Genomic DNA, 15,879 nt, shown 5'->3' with positions numbered 1-15,879 from the left:
CCGGAGCCTACTGCGGCACGCTCGCGCTCGACTGCAGACCCGACTCTGTGATGATGCTGCCGACCACGACGAAGGACGCCCGCGACCAGAGGCCCGTGTCGCTCGAGTCCTGGTCGATCGCTGGCGTCCCCCAGAGCACCTCGAGGCGGCCGTCGTCAGCGGTGATCTTGATGACGTGGGCGTTCGCCTGATTCGCCGCGCCCAGATCGAACGTGGTGACGAGCTTCAGGCTCGTTCCTGCGCTCTGGTAGATCGCGAGCTGCTCGGTCGAGGAGGTTCCCCCGGTGCACCAGAGGGGCGTGGCGATCAGGGTCGCGCTTCCGGGGCCGAACGTGCCGAGCGCGATGAGGTCCTGCTTGAGGCGGCCGCGCGCGTCGGTCACCCAGGGCAGGCCCACCTCCTGACCGGCCTGACCCGTGAACGCCGGCAGCCGGCCCGCCTCGAGGGTGCCGGCCGGGGCGGTGCACAGCGCAGGAACCGGCGCGCTGTCGAGCCACTGCACCATCTGGGCATCGGTGACCGCCGGCGAGGTCTTCGCCTTCGTGGACGGCGCCGACGTGACGGTGGGCAGGGGCGTGCTGCCGCCGCCGGGCGCGCCGGGGATCAGCGCGCATCCGGTCAGCGCGACGCACAGCGCCACGACCACGGAGGCCGTCGCCGTTCGCATCGGAGAGATCGGGAAGGACATTCGGGTGTCGCATTCTTCTCACGTCGGCTCAGCGAAAAAGTCGACAGATATTCAGTTAGCCGGAGCTTAGACGGGTTCCCCGCCGAGCGACAGTGGACAGCCTCGATGCGTCCCTGCGGTCACCCGCCGCACGGCCGAGACCCTAAGCTGGATCGCATGCCCCGGGATTCACGCGGTCACCTGACCCCCGGCCGGATCTCGCCGCAGCGTCCGGTCCCGCCGTCGATCGACCGTCCCGAGTACGTCGGCCACGCCGAGCCCCACGAGACCGGCGTGGGCGACCTCTACTCCCCCGACGAGATCGAGGCCATCCGCCGCAGCAGCCGCATCGCCGCGGACGCCATCACGGCCGTCGGCGAGGCGATCCGCCCCGGAGTCACGACCGATGAGCTCGACCGCGTCGGCCACGACTACGTCGTCTCGCACGGGGCGTACCCGTCGACGCTCGGCTACCGCGGCTACCCCAAGTCGGTCTGCACGTCGGTCAACGAGGTCATCTGCCACGGCATCCCCGACGACACCGTCCTGGAGGACGGCGACCTGATCAACATCGACATCACGGCCTACCTCGACGGCATGCACGGCGACACGAACCGCACCTTCGTCGTCGGCGAGGGCACCCCGGAGGTCGTCGACCTCGTCGAGCGCACCCGCCTCGCCCTCGAGCGCGGCATCAAGGCCGTCGCACCGGGTCGCGAGGTCAATGTCGTCGGCCGGGCCATCGAGATGTACGCCAAGCGCTTCGGCTACGGCGTCGTCCGCGACTACACCGGGCACGGCGTCGGACGGGCGTTCCACTCGGGGCTGATCATCCCTCACTACGACGCTCCGCAGTTCGACGACGTCATGGAGGTCGGCATGGTCTTCACGATCGAGCCGATGCTGACCCTCGGCGGCATCGACGCCGACATCTGGGGCGACGACTGGACGGTCGCGACCCGCGACCACTCGCTCACCGCGCAGTTCGAGCACACGCTCGTCGTCACCGAGCGCGGCGCAGAAGTTCTCACCACCTATTAGCGTTCAAACGAGAGGCACGACCGTGGCAAACAAGGCTGTGGGCATCGACATCGGCGGCACCGGCATCAAGGGCGCGATCGTCGACGTCGAGACCGGCGAGCTGGTCACCGACCGCATCAAGAAGTCGACCCCGAAGGGCGGCGAACCCGACGACATCGTCGGCGTCGTCAAGGAGATCCTCGACGAGCTGGGCGACGATGCGAGAGACCTGCACGTCGGCGTCTGCTTCCCGGCGGCGATCATGGACGGCAAGACGCTGTCGGCTGCGAACGTGTCGAAGAAGTGGATCGATTTCGAGGCCGAGAAGCTCTTCGAGAGCACTCTCGGTCGCGCTATCCACTTCGTGAACGACGCCGACGCCGCCGGCTACGCCGAAGCGCGCTACGGCGCCGCGAAGGGTGTCGACGGCCTGGTCATCATGACGACGCTGGGCACCGGCATCGGCACGGCGCTGATCAACGACGGCGTGCTGATCGTGAACGCCGAGCTCGGCCACCTCGAGATCGACGGCAAGGACTACGAGACTAAGGCGTCGTTCGCCGCCAAGGAGCGCGACGAGCTGTCGTGGAAGCACTGGGCCAAGCGCCTGCAGAAGTACTACTCGCGACTCGAGGCGCTGCTGTACCCGAAGCTGATCGTCGTCGGCGGCGGAGTGTCGAAGCAGTACCACGAGTTCCTGCCCCTGCTCAGCCTGCGGGCCGAGATCGTGCCGGCGAAGCTGCGCAACAACGCGGGCATCATGGGTGCCGCCGCTCTGGCCGCGGAGTCGCAGCCGGAGTTCTGATCTCTCGAAGGGACTGATCTCTGAGAGAGATCAGGGGCGAATGGGCCGGCTGCTACGCCGGGTTCTGTCTTGTCGTGTAGCGCCTCTCAGCGCTGCACGGCATGGACGGTCATCTATCTCGGCGCTACGTTGCCGCAGCGCTCCAGCGGTCTACCCGAGAACTCGGCGAGCCGCCTGAATCGTTCTCTGTCTGACCTTGCTCCGGGCGAGGTTTACCGAGCCGGCCGGTCACCCGAACCGCTGGTGGTCTCTTACACCACCGTTTCACCCTTACCCCGGCGACCTCCGAAGAGGTGCGCCGTGGCGGTCTGCTTTCTGTTGCACTGTCTCGCGGGTTGCCCCGGGTGGGTGTTACCCACCGCCCTGCTCTGTGGAGCCCGGACGTTCCTCGGCGCCGCACCCGGAGGTGAGGCGACGCGACCGTCTTGCCGACCCATTCGCGTCACCCAGTCTAGAGGGGTTCAGATGCCCGACTCGTCGGTGCGCACCAGGATCGCCTCGCTGTCGGGGCAGAGCACGACGTCGTCGGGCGCGGCGGCGCGCACCATGGCCAGGTCGCTGCCGGTCAGCTCCACACCGCTCGCGCTCGACACGCGGGCGCGCAGGTGCGAGGCCCCGACTCCGTAGCGCTCGCGCTGGCGTTCGTACAGGGCCAGGAGGTCCGCAGGAACTCGGCCCGCGAGCGTCGCCCGATCGGCCGTGGCCTGCACGCGCTCGCCCTCCACGACCTCGAGCGACGCATCGCGCGCAGCCTCGAGTGCGGCGCGGGCAGCACCGAGCTCGTCGAGCTCGCCCCGAGTTCCGGCGACGACGCCGTTCGCCCCTTCGAGCCGCTCCATGAACTCGAGCTCCGTGTCTTCGAGGTCGCTCTTGCGGCCGGCGAGGGCGGCGAGCTCCTGCTCGAGGGCCTGGATGTCTTTCTGCGACGAGGAGGTCTGCAGGCGCGCGTTGTCGCGCTCGACGCGGGCGTCGACGACGGCGACGTCGGACTCGACGCGGGTCAGCTCGCGCTGGGCCGCCTCCGAGACGGCCTCCTCGGAGGTGAGGCGGACCCGCAGGGACGCGACCTGCTTCTCAATGTCGGCCAGCTTCGCGTTCTCGGGAAGGGCGCGAGCGCGGTGCGCGAGCTGCTGCAGCGACGTGTCGAGTCGCTGCAGATCGAGCAGGAGGGCCTGGTCGGCGGGGCTGGCTGTCAATGGCATGGGGTTCTCACTCGGATCGTGTGTCGAAAAAGGGGGGCTGGTCAGCGGACGACCGCGAAGTCCCAGGGGTCGGTGCGGAGCTCGCTCACGGTGATCTCGACGCCGGGCAGCTCGGCGCGGAGCTCGACTGCCGCCTGCTCGAGCCACAGCCACTCGCTCGCCCAGTGCGAGATGTCGATGAGGGCGGGGCCGCGGCCGAGCAGCATGCGGTCGCGGGCGTCGGAGGCGGGGTGGTGGCGCAGGTCGCTCGTGATGTACACGTCGGAGGCGACGACCGACGGGTCGTCGAGGAGGGAGTCGCCGGCCCCTCCGCAGAGGGCGATCGTCTCGACCACGCGGTCGTGGTCGCCGGCGACGCGGACTCCCCCGGCCGTCGGCGGGAGGAAGTCCGAGAGGGCGCGCGCGAGGGTCATGAGGGTGCTCGGCTGCGCGGCGCGCCCGACGATCCCGATGCCCGTGTCAGGCGTACTCGCCTCGATGGGACGCTGTCCGGTCAGCCCGAGGCGCGAGGCGATGGCGCGAGATGTGCCCGTGACGACCACGTCGGCGTTCGTGTGGGCCGCCAGGAGGGCGCAGGATCCCCGGATCAGCCGAGCGATCACGGCGCCCTTCGTCGTCGACTCCGCCACCGTCGTCACGCCGCGGAACAGCAGCGGGTGGTGCACGAGCAGCAGGTCGGCCCCGAGCTCGACGGCCTCGTCGGCGGTGTCGAGCACGGCGTCGACGGCGAGGTGGATGCGCCGGACCTCCGAAGCGGGATCGCCGACGGCGAGCCCCGGGGAGTCCCAGGAGGAGGCGCCGCTGAGGGGCCAGAGGCGTTCGACGGCTGCGCCGACGGCATCGAGTGTGACCACGCCTCCCAGCGTAGTCTGCGCGGACCTCGCGCCCAGGACGCCTACGACGCCGGGGCGGACTCGCTCGTGCGGTCCACGACGACGACCACGACGAACGCGAGCACCAGGGCCGCGACGCAGCCGGCGACGACCGACAGGAGCGTGTCGACGCCCTGCACGTTCGCGAGCGAGAGCAGGTAGCCCTGCCAGGCGAACTCGGGTGCGGGCGAGGTGACGAGGCCCTCGCCGACGGCCGTGCCGAGGACGAGCCCGGCGACCAGCGCGGCGCCGGTGCGGCCGGTCGCCGCCCCCGAGGAGCGGAGACGGAGAGCCTGACGGCCCGCGACGATGCCGAGCCAGGCGGCGGCGAGGACGGAGACCGCCGCCAGGGCGCCGGACACCGCGAGGGATGCTCCGACGGCGGTGGTGACGATGCCGGCGATCACGACCAGCGCCGCGAGGACGGAGAGGGCGAGGATCGCCGTGCGCGTCAGAGTGAGCGACGACGGGGCGGGCTTCGCGGCGGCCCGAGAGGCCGGGGCTGCCTCGCCGGGGGTGTCGAGCAGCTCCTCGTCCGAGATGCGTGCGCGCTCGACGTGCGCGTTGGTGCTCACCGCGGGGTCGGGCACCGTGCCGGCGGGGATGATCGGGGACGACTCGACGACCGGCAGGACGCGCTCGGGCACGAGGGCCTCGCCGGTCGGGGCCTGGTCGACCGTGATGAGCACGGGCGGCGGGGACTGCACGATCGAGATGACGGTGGGGCCGGTCTGGATCGGGATGACACCCGTGAAGTGCAGTCGGGTCCGCTCCAGCTCTTCGAGTGCCTCGTCGGTGCCGATCCGCTGGATCTGCGCCTCCCACTCGGCGAAGCGGCGCGCCTCGGCGAGTCGGAGCTTCATCTGAGCCTGCACGATGCCGATGAGGTCGATGGTCGCGGTGTCGGTGGTGTGGCGCTCGACCAGGGGCACGAGGACGTCGTCGTCGAGGGACCCGCGCTGAGGCGGAATCGGGTATCCGCGCTCCTCGTCGGTCAGCCCGTCGTCGATCGGCTCGGGGACGTCGCCGGGAGCGTACGGAACGGTCTCTTCGGGGAACGCCTCGTCGGGCAGGGTCTCGTCGGGCTCGGGCGCGACCGGAGTCGCCGGCGCGGCGTCGAACGCGGACCGCGGCGACCGGGGCAGCGTGTCTTCGATGAAGGCGGGATCGTCGTCCGCACGGACGATCGGGACGCCGTCGGCGGGAGTGTAGATCGCGTGTCGGATCGGGTGCTCGTCAGCGTCCATGATGGCCGTCACCGTCCCCGCCACACTCGATTCCCGCTGGTACTTCATGGCGGAATGATATGTGCTCCCTGCCGCCGTCGGCGGGGGGACGCGCCGGGGAGCGGGTTAACCCGCCCGGCTCCGGCGTCAGGCGGTGGCGCGAGGGACGGCCTCGGGCAGGTCATCCTGCAGACGGGTGGGAACGGGGTGATCCGCGACGTACGCTGAAGACGACCATCGCACCAACAGGGGGAATCGCTCCATGCACCGTTCCATTCGTCGCGTCGCCATCGTCGGCCTCGCGAGTCTCGTCGTGTCCGGGTTCGTCGCCGTCGCGGGGGTCGCGCCGGCCGATGCCGCCACCACCGCACCGACCGGCATCCGCGGCTTCGACGTCAGCCAGTACCAGGGAGCGATCTCGGACGCCAAGTGGTCGTCGCTCTACAACGGCGCGTACAAGGCGCGGTTCGTGTACATCAAGGCCAGCGGTGGTGTGAAGGTCGTCAACGACAACTTCGCTGCGCAGTGGAACGGCTCTCTCAAGGCCGGCTACGTCCGCGGCGCCTATCACCTGGCTGCGCCGAACGTGGGGACCGCCTCGACGAACGCCGGCCGCGCCGTGCAGCAGGCCGACTACTTCAACTCGCAGAGGTCGAAGACGCCGCAGGGGGCGCTCTGGTCGCCCGGCGGATCGACTCTGCCGCCGATGCTCGACCTCGAGGTCAACACGAAGGCCCAGCAGCCGGACATCGGTGCCTGCTATGACATGTCGCAATCGGAGATGCGCTCGTGGATCTCCGCGTTCTCGGCTCAGGTCGCCAAGAACACGACCCGCATCCCGGTCATCTACACCAACGCCGACTTCTGGGCCAGGTGCGTCGGCAGCTCGACCACCAGCTTCACCGCCAACCCGCTGTTCTTCGCGAAGTACACGTCGAACGCCGCCGCGGGCCCCGGAGCGGTCCCGAAGAACTGGGCGGCGTGGTCGCTCTGGCAGTACTCCGACAAGGAGTCGCCCTTCCCCGGCGACCAGGACGCCTACAACGGCACGATGACGTCGCTCCGCCTGCTGGCCGACCCGACGTACCAGTTCACCAACACGCCGACGACGCGCCTCCACGACTACAACGCCGACGGCAAGACCGACATCCTGGCGATCACGTCGACCGGCACGCTGTACGACTACCGGGGTGACGGCAAGGGCGCCTTCCTCTCCCCCGCCAACGTGTCGCTCGGCACCGGCATGAACTCGTACAACGCGTTCGCCGCCGTAGGCAAGGCGACGTCGAGCGGCAACCCGGGCCTCTACGCGCGCGGCACCTCGGGCTCGCTCTACTACTTCCCCGTCAGCCCGAAGGGGTCGCTCGGCACCCGGGTGACCGTGGCGTCGGGCTGGTCGGGCATGTCGAAGATCGCGTCGGCCGGCGACTTCAACGGCGACGGCTACGCCGACATCACCGCGGTCGACGAGGTCGGCGTCCTGTGGCTCTATCTCGGCGACAAGACCGGCAAGTTCAGCGGCCGCGTGCAGCTGGCCTCCGGCTGGAACTCCAAGAACCTGGTCATCGGCGGCTCCGACTTCAACGGCGACGGCTACTCCGACCTCGTCGCCCGCGACTCGTCGGGCGGCCTCGCCCTCTACACGCACATCCCGACCGTCGCCGGCCTCGTCAAGACGACCGTGCCCCAGACCGGCTGGAGCAACTACACGAAGATCTTCACGCCCGGCGACTTCACCGGCGACGGCAAAGCCGACCTGATGGCCATCGGCAAGTCGGGCCAGATGTACGTCTTCGCTGGCACGGGCGACTCCGCGAACCCGTTCCCGGCGCGCAAGGCCGTCGGCACGACGACGAGCTGGGGCTCGCGCACGTTCCTCGGCTGACCCCGACGGCTCAGGGCCTAGCCCACAGAGAGTTGTCGTAGCGCGCGTCGTTGGCGATGAGCCTCCAGCCGGCGGCTGTGCCCGCCGGCCAGTTCCTGCGCGTGATGACGAGGTCGGTCGTCGGCATCGCGTCGCCGGTGTCGATGACCGGCACGACGGTCGGCGCGAGGAAGAACTGGTACGCGTTCTGGCTGATCGCGGTGTCGGTGTTGGGGCGAAGAGGATTGCGCCGGACGTCGAACGAGACGGTGGCGCCGGGCTCTCTCTCGACGAGCGGCGCGAGCACGAAGGCGCTCGAGTAGGCGGAGTAGACGGGCACGACAGTCCGCGCCTGACCGACGATCGAGCCCGAGAGGGCGACGGCGACTGCGGCGGTCAGCATCCAGGTCGGGCCGCGCGGAATCCTTCGGAGTACGAGCAGCAGAGCCAGGGCCGCTGCGGCGACGAGCGAGGCCTGCACCGCGGGCACTGTGACCTCGCGGCCGTGGTGCCAGGTGAACGGCGACAGTCCGAGCACGTTCATGGCGTTCCATCCGGCCCGGGTCTCGCGCGAGGCGGGCACGGCGGCGGCCGCGAGCAGGCAGTATGCCGCGGCGGCGGCGATCAGGGACGCGAGGAGCAGGGCCGAGTTCCTGAACCGGTGCCGGGGTCTCAGCCGCACGAGCTGCACGAGCCCCAGGAGGGCGACCAGGTCGGTCGCCGGCTGCAGGTACCGGCCGTAGACGAACAGGTCGAGGCGCTCGCTCCGGCCGACGGCGTGGCTCACGTAGGTGACGCCGATGGCGACGAGGCCCAGGAACGCGACCGCGCCCCACGACGCCCACCCGAACCGGCGCGCCCGCACCTCGGCGACCACGGCCCGCACGCCGAGCAGCACGCCCGGGATCGCCAGGCCCGCCGTCGCCACCAGCGCGTACCAGGCCTGGCCGCTGCCGCCGAGGGCCGTCGGGCCGGCTTCGCTGCCGAGCAGGCGGGCGATCCCCGTCGACTCGCGGGCCGTCGATCCGTAGACCGTGAGCTCGAGATGGCGGTAGACGGCGTAGCCCGCCCCTGCGACGAGCAGGGCGGGGAGGGCGAGGGCGGCGGCGGCACGCCGGTCCTTGCGGCAGAGGAGGAGGGCTGCCCAGACGAGAGTGGCCGCGACAAGCGGCGCCAGGCGGCCGTGGGTGACGAACGCGGCGCCGGCAAGGGCACCGGCGGCCGCGAACCAGCGGCGGTCGCCGGTCTGCGCGGCGGCGACGACGGCGAGGGCGGTCGCGGCGACGAGGAGGCCGACGAAGCTCTCGGCGAGGGCGAACCCCGCCAGGAGGGCGTGCGCCGGAAGGGCGACGACGGCGCACGCGGCGAGGAGCGACTGCCCGGTCGTGAGACCGAGGCGTCGGCCGAGGAGCGCGAGCACGGGGATCGTCGTGACCTGCGACAGCGCCGAGAGCACGACCGCGCCCTGGTACATGGCCAGCGGGTCGCGGAACGCCCACCACAGCGGAACCAGCACGAACGACCAGCCCGGGTAGTACGAGCCGGCGTCGAGCTGCAGGTGCGGCCCCCCGGCCAGCGCGATGGCGTTGGCGAGGTAGCCGATCTCGTCGCCGAAGAACACCGGCGAGCTGCGCGTCGCCCCGAGGAACAGCAGGAACGCGACCGTCACCGTCACGGCAGACACGGCCGCCGTCGTCTCAAGGCGCAGTCGATGTCGGCGCGGCGCGGCGGCCTCCGCCGGCGTGCTGCTCTCGACGGTGGTCACGTGCGGCACCCTAGCGGGTGCGGGTGGCGGCACGTGGCGCTGGCAGGTGCGGGAGTGGGCCCTACCGGGCTCGAACCGATGACATCCACGGTGTAAACGTGGCGCTCTACCAACTGAGCTAAAGGCCCGCAGCACTCCGTCGGGAGCGTGCGCAGGGTCCATGGTAGCCAAGACCGGCCGAGAGGATGATGCGCTTTCGGGGCGCGGCGGGTTAGCGTGCCGTCATGAACGCTGCTGCTCAGGGTTCGCGCGGGGGCGGCGCGGATCTGTCGGGTCGAGACCTCACTGTCGACCTCGCCCGGGTCGCCTGCGTGCTCCTCGTCGTCCTCATCCACGTGCTGATGGTCGGCGTGGGCGTCGATGCGTCGGGCGGGATCGTCACCACCAGGCCCCTCGAGGGCGAGTCGTGGTTCGACGCGGCCACCTGGGTCGGGCAGATCATGCCGCTGTTCTTCGTGGTCGGCGGGTTCGCCAGCGCCACGGCGTGGGCGTCGACGAGACGCCGCGGCGGCGACGCCGGCGACTACGTCCGCGGACGACTGCAGCGCCTGGGACGCCCGGCGGCCGGGATCTACGTGTTCCTGGCGGTCGGCCTCCTCGTGGCGACCGCGCTCGGCGTCGACGCCGGCGTCCTCGACGAGACGGCCGCGGGCATCGGCTCGCCGCTCTGGTTCCTCGCCGCCTACGGCATCACGCAGCTGTTAGTGCCCGCAATGGCGCACCTCCAGGCGACACGCCCGGTCGTCACGCTCATCGTCCTGTTCGTCGGCGGTTTCGCGGTCGACGTCGTCCGCTACCAGACCCACGTGACGAACGTCGGGCTGCTCAACCTCGTCTTCGTGTGGCTCTTCGCGCAGCAGCTCGGCTTCGCCTACGCGGCGGGCTGGCTGGAGCGCGCCCGGCCGGTCGTCCTCATCGTCGTGGCGGCGGCGGCGTACCTCGCGATGCTCCCCCTCACCGGATCGCACCGCTGGTCGGCCAACATGCTCGTCGACCTGAACCCGCCGATGACGCCGCTCATGCTGCTGGCCATCGCTCAGCTCTGCCTCCTGCGGCTGCTCCGCCCGGCTCTGGCGCGGCTCATGCAGACGAAGGCGGCGCGGGCCGTCGTCTTTCTCGTCGGCAGCCGCGGCATGACCGTCTACCTGTGGCACCTGCCGCTGCTGATCATCGTCAACGGCGCCCTGCTCGCGGTCGGCGCGCCCTTCCCCGACCCGGGATCGAGGGTCTGGTGGCTGACCCGCATCCCGATGTACCTCGCGGTCATCGGCCTGGCCTTCGCCGTCTCGCTGGTTGTCGGCCGGCTCGAGAAGCCGCCAGCGGCGCTGCCAGCGGGGCGTCGGGGTCCTGCGGCGTGGGTCATCGCGGTGGCGGCCGTCCTGCTGATCGCACCGCCGTTCGCCGTCATGCTCGACGGCCTCGACCTGAGGCTGGCCGTCATCGGCGCGCTCGCCCTGCCGCTCGGACTCTGGCTGCTCGGGCGTGGGCGGGCGGGCGCGGACGCGCCGGCGAGGCCGAGCGAGGCGGTCGTCAGCGAGTTCCTGCGCTAGAACCGCTCTGCTCGCAAGGACGCTCGAGGGCTTCGTCCTGGTGAGGGGGCGCAGGAACTCCGCGCTTCCTCGTGGGGCTCGCACTCACGGGGCGAGATCCTCGTGAAGCGCGCCCTCGTCCTTGCATAAGGACGACGCTCAGTTCAGGAAGCGGATCAGACGCCCACGGGCACGAGTGCGTCGAGCGCAGCCCGGTAGTCGGCCATGTCGCGCGCCTGGCCCGGCGCGGTGACGAAGTGCTCCTGGATCACGCCGTCGATGTCGATCAGGAACGTCGCACGGTTGGCGAAGCCCTTGTGCTCGAGGAAGACGCCGTACTCCTTCGCGACCTCGCCGTGAGGCCAGAAGTCGGCGAGAAGCGTGAAGTCGTAGCCTTCGGTCTCGGCGAACGATCGGAGCGTCGCCTTCGAGTCGACGGAGATGCCGATGAGCTCGATCCGGTGGTCTTTGAAGAGGGCGATGTTGTCGCGGAGCTGGCACAGCTCGGTGGTGCAGGTGCTCGAGAAGGCAAGCGGGAAGAACACGAGGGCGACGGGCTTGATGCCGCGGAAGTCGGCCAGACGGACGTGCTCGCCGTACTGGTTCGGCAGGTCGAAGTCGGGAGCCCGGACGTCGTTCTCCAGAGCCATGCTGTGTTGTCCTCTCAGATCGTGGCTCGCAGAGGTGGCGCGAGGCACGGCTGGCAATGCTACGCCTGCGCTCCGGGAATGCAAGGACTGCGACTGAGAGGCGCTCCCTGCCGGAGTCAGTAGAGTGTTGTCGTCGGGCCCGACCCGTCCCCACCCCCGGACGATGATGTGCTCGACACGACTGTGTCTGCCTACAAAACGAACGAGGTCAAGGGTGTCGGTAAACGATCAGGATCCGTATTCGGTCGACGATTTCGACAGGGATCCCGAAGAGACCGCGGAGTGGAGAGAGTCGCTCGACGCCCTCGTCGCGACTCACGGCCACGAGCGCGCTCGCGAGATCATGCTCAGTCTCCTGTCGCGGTCGCGCGATCTGCACGTCAACGTGCCGATGGTGCCGACCACCGACTACATCAACACGATCGCCCCCGAGAACGAGCCCCAGTTCCCGGGCGACGAAGACCTCGAGCGCCGCTACCGCAAGTGGATCCGCTGGAACGCGGCCATCACCGTGCACCGTGCGCAGCGACCCGGCATCTCGGTCGGCGGCCACATCTCGACCTACGCCTCGTCGGCCGCTCTCTACGAGGTCGGCTACAACCACTTCTTCCGTGCGCAGGGCGCTCCCGGCGGCGGCGACCAGATCTTCTTCCAGGGCCACGCCTCACCCGGCATGTACGCCCGGTCCTTCCTCGAGGGCCGCCTCGACGAGCACGCGCTCGACGGATTCCGCCAGGAGAAGTCGCACGGCGTCGACGGCCTGTCGTCGTATCCGCACCCGCGGCTCATGCCCGACTACTGGCAGTTCCCGACCGTGTCGATGGGCCTCGGACCGATCAACGCGATCTACCAGGCCCAGCAGGCCAAGTACCTCACCAACCGCGGCATCAAGGACGCCTCCGACCAGCAGGTCTGGGCGTTCCTCGGCGACGGCGAGCTCGACGAGGTCGAGAGCCGCGGCCAGCTCCAGGTGGCGGCCAACGACGGCCTCGACAACCTGAACTTCGTCATCAACTGCAACCTGCAGCGCCTCGACGGCCCGGTCCGCGGCAACGGCAAGATCATCCAGGAGCTCGAAAGCTTCTTCCGCGGAGCCGGCTGGAACGTCATCAAGGTCGTCTGGGGTCGCGAGTGGGACGAACTGCTGTCCCGCGACGACGACGGCGCGCTCGTCAACCTGATGAACCGCACCCCCGACGGCGACTACCAGACGTACAAGGCCGAGTCGGGCGCCTACGTGCGCGAGAACTTCTTCGGCCGCGACCCGCGCACCCTCGAGCTCGTCAAGAACTACTCCGACGACGACGTGTGGAACCTCAAGCGCGGCGGCCACGACTACCGCAAGGTCTACGCGGCCTACAAGGCGGCGGTCGAGCACAAGGGCCAGCCCACGGTCATCCTGGCGAAGACGGTCAAGGGCTACGGCCTGGGCCCGTCGTTCGAGGGCCGCAACGCGACCCACCAGATGAAGAAGCTGACCCTCGACAACCTCAAGAAGTTCCGCGACGAGATGAGCATCCCCATCACCGACGCGACTCTCGAAGAGAACCCGTACCTGCCGCCGTACTACCACCCCGGTCAGAACGACGAGGCGATCGAGTACCTCCAGGCGCGTCGCCGCGAGCTCGGCGGGTACATCCCCGAGCGCCGCTCGAAGTTCACGCAGATCCCCGTGCCCGACGAGGCCGCCTACGGCGTCGTCAAGAAGGGCTCGGGAAAGCAGGAGGTCGCCACGACCATGGCGTTCGCGCGCCTCCTGAAAGACCTGCTGCGCGCACCCGGCTTCGGCCACCGCATCGTCCCGATCATTCCCGACGAGGCGCGCACCTTCGGCATGGACGCGTACTTCCCGACCTCGAAGATCTACAACCCCAAGGGCCAGACCTACACGTCGGTCGACCGCGAGCAGCTCCTGGCCTACAAGGAGAGCCCGCAGGGCCAGATCATCCACGTCGGGATCAACGAGGCCGGCGCCTTCGCGGCCTTCACCGCTGCGGGCACCAGCTACTCGACGCAGGGCGAGCCGCTGATCCCGGTCTACGTCTTCTACTCGATGTTCGGCTTCCAGCGCACCGGCGACGCCATGTGGGCCGCGGGCGACCAGATGGCACGCGGCTTCATCATCGGCGCCACCGCCGGCCGCACCACGCTCACCGGCGAGGGCCTGCAGCACGCTGACGGACACTCGCACCTGCTCTCCTCGACCAACCCGGCCGTCGTCAGCTACGACCCGGCGTACGGCTATGAGATCGGCCAGATCGTCAAGGCCGGAGTCGAGCGCATGTACGGCACCGACGACCAGGGCAACGCGAGCCACCCCGACCCCAACGTCATGTACTACATCACGGTGTACAACGAGCCGATGCAGCAGCCTGTGGAGCCCGAGGGCGTCGACGTCGAGGGCATCGTCAAGGGCATCCACCGCATCTCCGAGGCGCAGAACCTGGGGCCGCGCGCGCAGCTCCTCGCCTCGGGCGTCGGCGTCCCGTGGGCGCTCGAGGCGCAGCAGCTCCTGGCCGAGGACTGGAACGTCGCGGCCGACGTCTGGAGCGTCACGAGCTGGACCGAGCTGCGCCGCGACGGCCTCGCCGCCGACGAGCACAACTTCCTCTACCCGAACGACGAGCCGAAGGTCCCGTACCTGACGCAGAAGCTGCAGGGTGCCGAGGGGCCGGTCGTCGCGGTCTCCGACTTCATGCACGCCGTCCAGGACCAGATCCGCCAGTTCGTCCCGAGCGACTACTACACGCTCGGCGCCGACGGCTTCGGGTTCTCCGACACGCGTCCGGCCGCCCGACGCTTCTTCAAGATCGACGGCCCGTCGATGGTGGTCCGCACGCTGCAGGCCCTCGCCAAGCGCGGCGAGGTCGACCCGAGCGTCGTGCAGCAGGCCATCGACCGCTACCAGCTGCACGAGGTGACGGCCGGGACCTCGGGGTCGGCCGGCGGGGAGAGCTGATCCGGTCGTGAGCGCCCCGCGCACTCAAGACCCGGCGGCCAAGAAGAAGACGCTGGCGTGGCTTCGGGCCGTCTCGGGCGAGTTCGCCACCGCGACGATCAAGAAGCTCGACGAGACGCTGCCCTGGTACGGCTCCATGCCACCAGGGCGGCGCTCGGCCGTGGGCCTCGTCGCCCAGGCCGGAATCTCGTCGTTCATCAGCTGGTTCGAGGACCCCAAGGCGACGCCGTGGATCGCGGCGGACGTGTTCGGAGCGGCTCCTCGCGAGCTGCTCCGGAGCGTCAGCCTCCAGCAGACCCTGCAGCTGATCCGCGTCACCTGCGAGGTGGTCGAAGACCGCGTGCAAGACCGCGACAGCTACCTCCGCGAGGCGATCCTGCTCTACTCGCGCGAGATCGCATTCGCCGCGGCCGACGTGTACGCCCGCGCCGCCGAAGCGCGCGGCCTGTGGGACGCCAGGCTCGAGGCCCTGGTCGTCGACTCGATCCTCTCGGGCGAGTACGACGACGAGCTGCCGTCGCGCATCGCCGCCCTCGGCTGGCACGGCCACGGCGAGGTCGCCGTACTCGTGGGCACGGCCCCGCGCATGCTCGACGTCGACGTGCTGCGCCGCACGGCCCGGCACCTCGACGCCGACGTGCTCATCGGCGTTCAGGGGTCGCGGCTGGTCCTCGTGATCGGCCGCGCCGAGTCCGACGCCGAAGACGAGCTCACTACGACGGCCGCCGACGGTGGTCATCCGGCAGGACGAGTCGCCTCGTCTCCGATCACTGCCGCGCCGGCGACCGCCAAGCTGCATCCGTCGTTCACCGAGATCGCGCAGGCACTCGAGCCCGGCTTCGGCGACGGGCCGCTCGTCCTCGGCCACGAGGTGCCCGGGCTCGTCGACGCGTCCGGCAGCGCCAAGGCCGCCCTCGCCGGATTCGCCGTGGCGCGTGCCTGGCGCAACGCACCCCGCCCGGCTCAAGCCGACGACCTCCTGCCGGAACGCGCCCTCGCCGGCGATCCCGTCGCCCGGACCACGCTCGTGAACCGCATCTACCGGCCGCTCAAGACGCATTCGTCCGAGTTGCTGACCACGCTCTGGTGCTACCTCGACAACGGCCGCTCCCTCGAGGCGACGGCCCGAGAGCTCTTCGTCCACCCCAACACGGTGAGGTACCGCCTCAAGCGCGTGACCGACGTGATTGGGTGGGACGCCACCGGCGCCCGCGAGGCGCTGATCCTGCAGGCCGCCCTGATCCTGGGCTCGATCGCCGATCCCGACACCCCGACGCGTCGGCTCAAGCGCGGAGGCGCCGCCAAGTGAGCGACTCATAC

At 70.1% G+C, this 15,879-nt stretch carries 12 protein-coding genes, 1 tRNA gene and 1 other RNA gene; 6 read left to right on the top strand and 8 right to left on the bottom strand.

From position 1 onward, the window contains the following. Nucleotides 1–7: 7 nt before the first annotated feature. A complete protein-coding gene (locus tag AC07TY_RS02660; protein WP_494784260.1) occupies nucleotides 8–688 on the bottom strand; it encodes a hypothetical protein in 681 nt (226 codons plus the stop codon). 156 nt (nucleotides 689–844) lie between these two features. Here AC07TY_RS02660 and map point away from each other — a divergent pair, with 156 nt between their 5' ends. After that, complete coding sequence (map, locus tag AC07TY_RS02655) at nucleotides 845–1,708, top strand: type I methionyl aminopeptidase (RefSeq protein ID WP_494784259.1); 864 nt, start codon at nucleotides 845–847, stop codon at nucleotides 1,706–1,708. A 22-nt stretch (nucleotides 1,709–1,730) separates the two neighbouring features. Continuing rightward, nucleotides 1,731–2,492: a polyphosphate--glucose phosphotransferase gene (gene ppgK / locus AC07TY_RS02650; RefSeq protein ID WP_123504694.1), complete on the top strand. Its 762-nt coding sequence runs from the start codon at nucleotides 1,731–1,733 to the stop codon at nucleotides 2,490–2,492. 37 nt (nucleotides 2,493–2,529) lie between these two features. Here the strand turns inward: ppgK and rnpB are convergent. From rnpB to AC07TY_RS02630, 4 genes are all read right to left on the bottom strand, one after another. Further along, nucleotides 2,530–2,928: RNase P RNA component class A (gene rnpB / locus AC07TY_RS02645), an RNA gene on the bottom strand. Between the two features lie 25 nt (nucleotides 2,929–2,953). Beyond that, on the bottom strand, nucleotides 2,954–3,694 hold the full coding sequence (locus AC07TY_RS02640; protein ID WP_494784258.1) for a zinc ribbon domain-containing protein: 741 nt from the start codon (nucleotides 3,692–3,694) through the stop codon (nucleotides 2,954–2,956). 41 nt (nucleotides 3,695–3,735) lie between these two features. After that, nucleotides 3,736–4,548: a Nif3-like dinuclear metal center hexameric protein gene (locus AC07TY_RS02635; protein WP_494784257.1), complete on the bottom strand. Its 813-nt coding sequence runs from the start codon at nucleotides 4,546–4,548 to the stop codon at nucleotides 3,736–3,738. Nucleotides 4,549–4,589: 41 nt separating this feature from the next. Beyond that, nucleotides 4,590–5,861: a hypothetical protein gene (locus tag AC07TY_RS02630; protein WP_494784256.1), complete on the bottom strand. Its 1,272-nt coding sequence runs from the start codon at nucleotides 5,859–5,861 to the stop codon at nucleotides 4,590–4,592. Nucleotides 5,862–6,054: 193 nt separating this feature from the next. On the opposite strand from AC07TY_RS02630, the gene AC07TY_RS02625 reads away from it, so the two are divergent. Continuing rightward, nucleotides 6,055–7,677, top strand: coding sequence for a GH25 family lysozyme (locus tag AC07TY_RS02625; RefSeq protein WP_494784255.1), 1,623 nt, complete (start codon nucleotides 6,055–6,057; stop codon nucleotides 7,675–7,677). 10 nt (nucleotides 7,678–7,687) lie between these two features. On the opposite strand, the gene AC07TY_RS02620 is transcribed toward AC07TY_RS02625, so the two are convergent. Next, nucleotides 7,688–9,421, bottom strand: coding sequence for a hypothetical protein (locus tag AC07TY_RS02620; protein WP_494784254.1), 1,734 nt, complete (start codon nucleotides 9,419–9,421; stop codon nucleotides 7,688–7,690). A gap of 55 nt (nucleotides 9,422–9,476) precedes the next feature. Beyond that, nucleotides 9,477–9,549 (bottom strand) — tRNA-Val (locus AC07TY_RS02615). Nucleotides 9,550–9,645: 96 nt separating this feature from the next. Here AC07TY_RS02615 and AC07TY_RS02610 point away from each other — a divergent pair. After that, nucleotides 9,646–10,971: an acyltransferase family protein gene (locus tag AC07TY_RS02610; protein ID WP_494784253.1), complete on the top strand. Its 1,326-nt coding sequence runs from the start codon at nucleotides 9,646–9,648 to the stop codon at nucleotides 10,969–10,971. Between the two features lie 155 nt (nucleotides 10,972–11,126). Here AC07TY_RS02610 and AC07TY_RS02605 read toward each other — a convergent pair whose 3' ends face one another. Further along, on the bottom strand, nucleotides 11,127–11,600 hold the full coding sequence (locus tag AC07TY_RS02605; RefSeq protein WP_494784252.1) for a peroxiredoxin: 474 nt from the start codon (nucleotides 11,598–11,600) through the stop codon (nucleotides 11,127–11,129). A gap of 214 nt (nucleotides 11,601–11,814) precedes the next feature. Between AC07TY_RS02605 and aceE the strand changes: the two genes are divergently transcribed. Together aceE and AC07TY_RS02595 are read left to right on the top strand one after the other, a co-directional pair. Then, nucleotides 11,815–14,559, top strand: a complete 2,745-nt coding sequence (gene aceE, locus AC07TY_RS02600; RefSeq protein ID WP_488626346.1) for a pyruvate dehydrogenase (acetyl-transferring), homodimeric type — start codon at nucleotides 11,815–11,817, stop codon at nucleotides 14,557–14,559. A gap of 7 nt (nucleotides 14,560–14,566) precedes the next feature. Further along, on the top strand, nucleotides 14,567–15,868 hold the full coding sequence (locus AC07TY_RS02595; protein WP_494784251.1) for a PucR family transcriptional regulator: 1,302 nt from the start codon (nucleotides 14,567–14,569) through the stop codon (nucleotides 15,866–15,868). Nucleotides 15,869–15,879: the final 11 nt, after the last annotated feature.

Source organism: Frondihabitans sp. GW821-FHT04F02 (assembly GCF_059420045.1).
The sequence above is the reverse complement of the archived record's forward strand: the minus strand, read 5'-3'. Positions and strand labels throughout refer to the sequence as shown.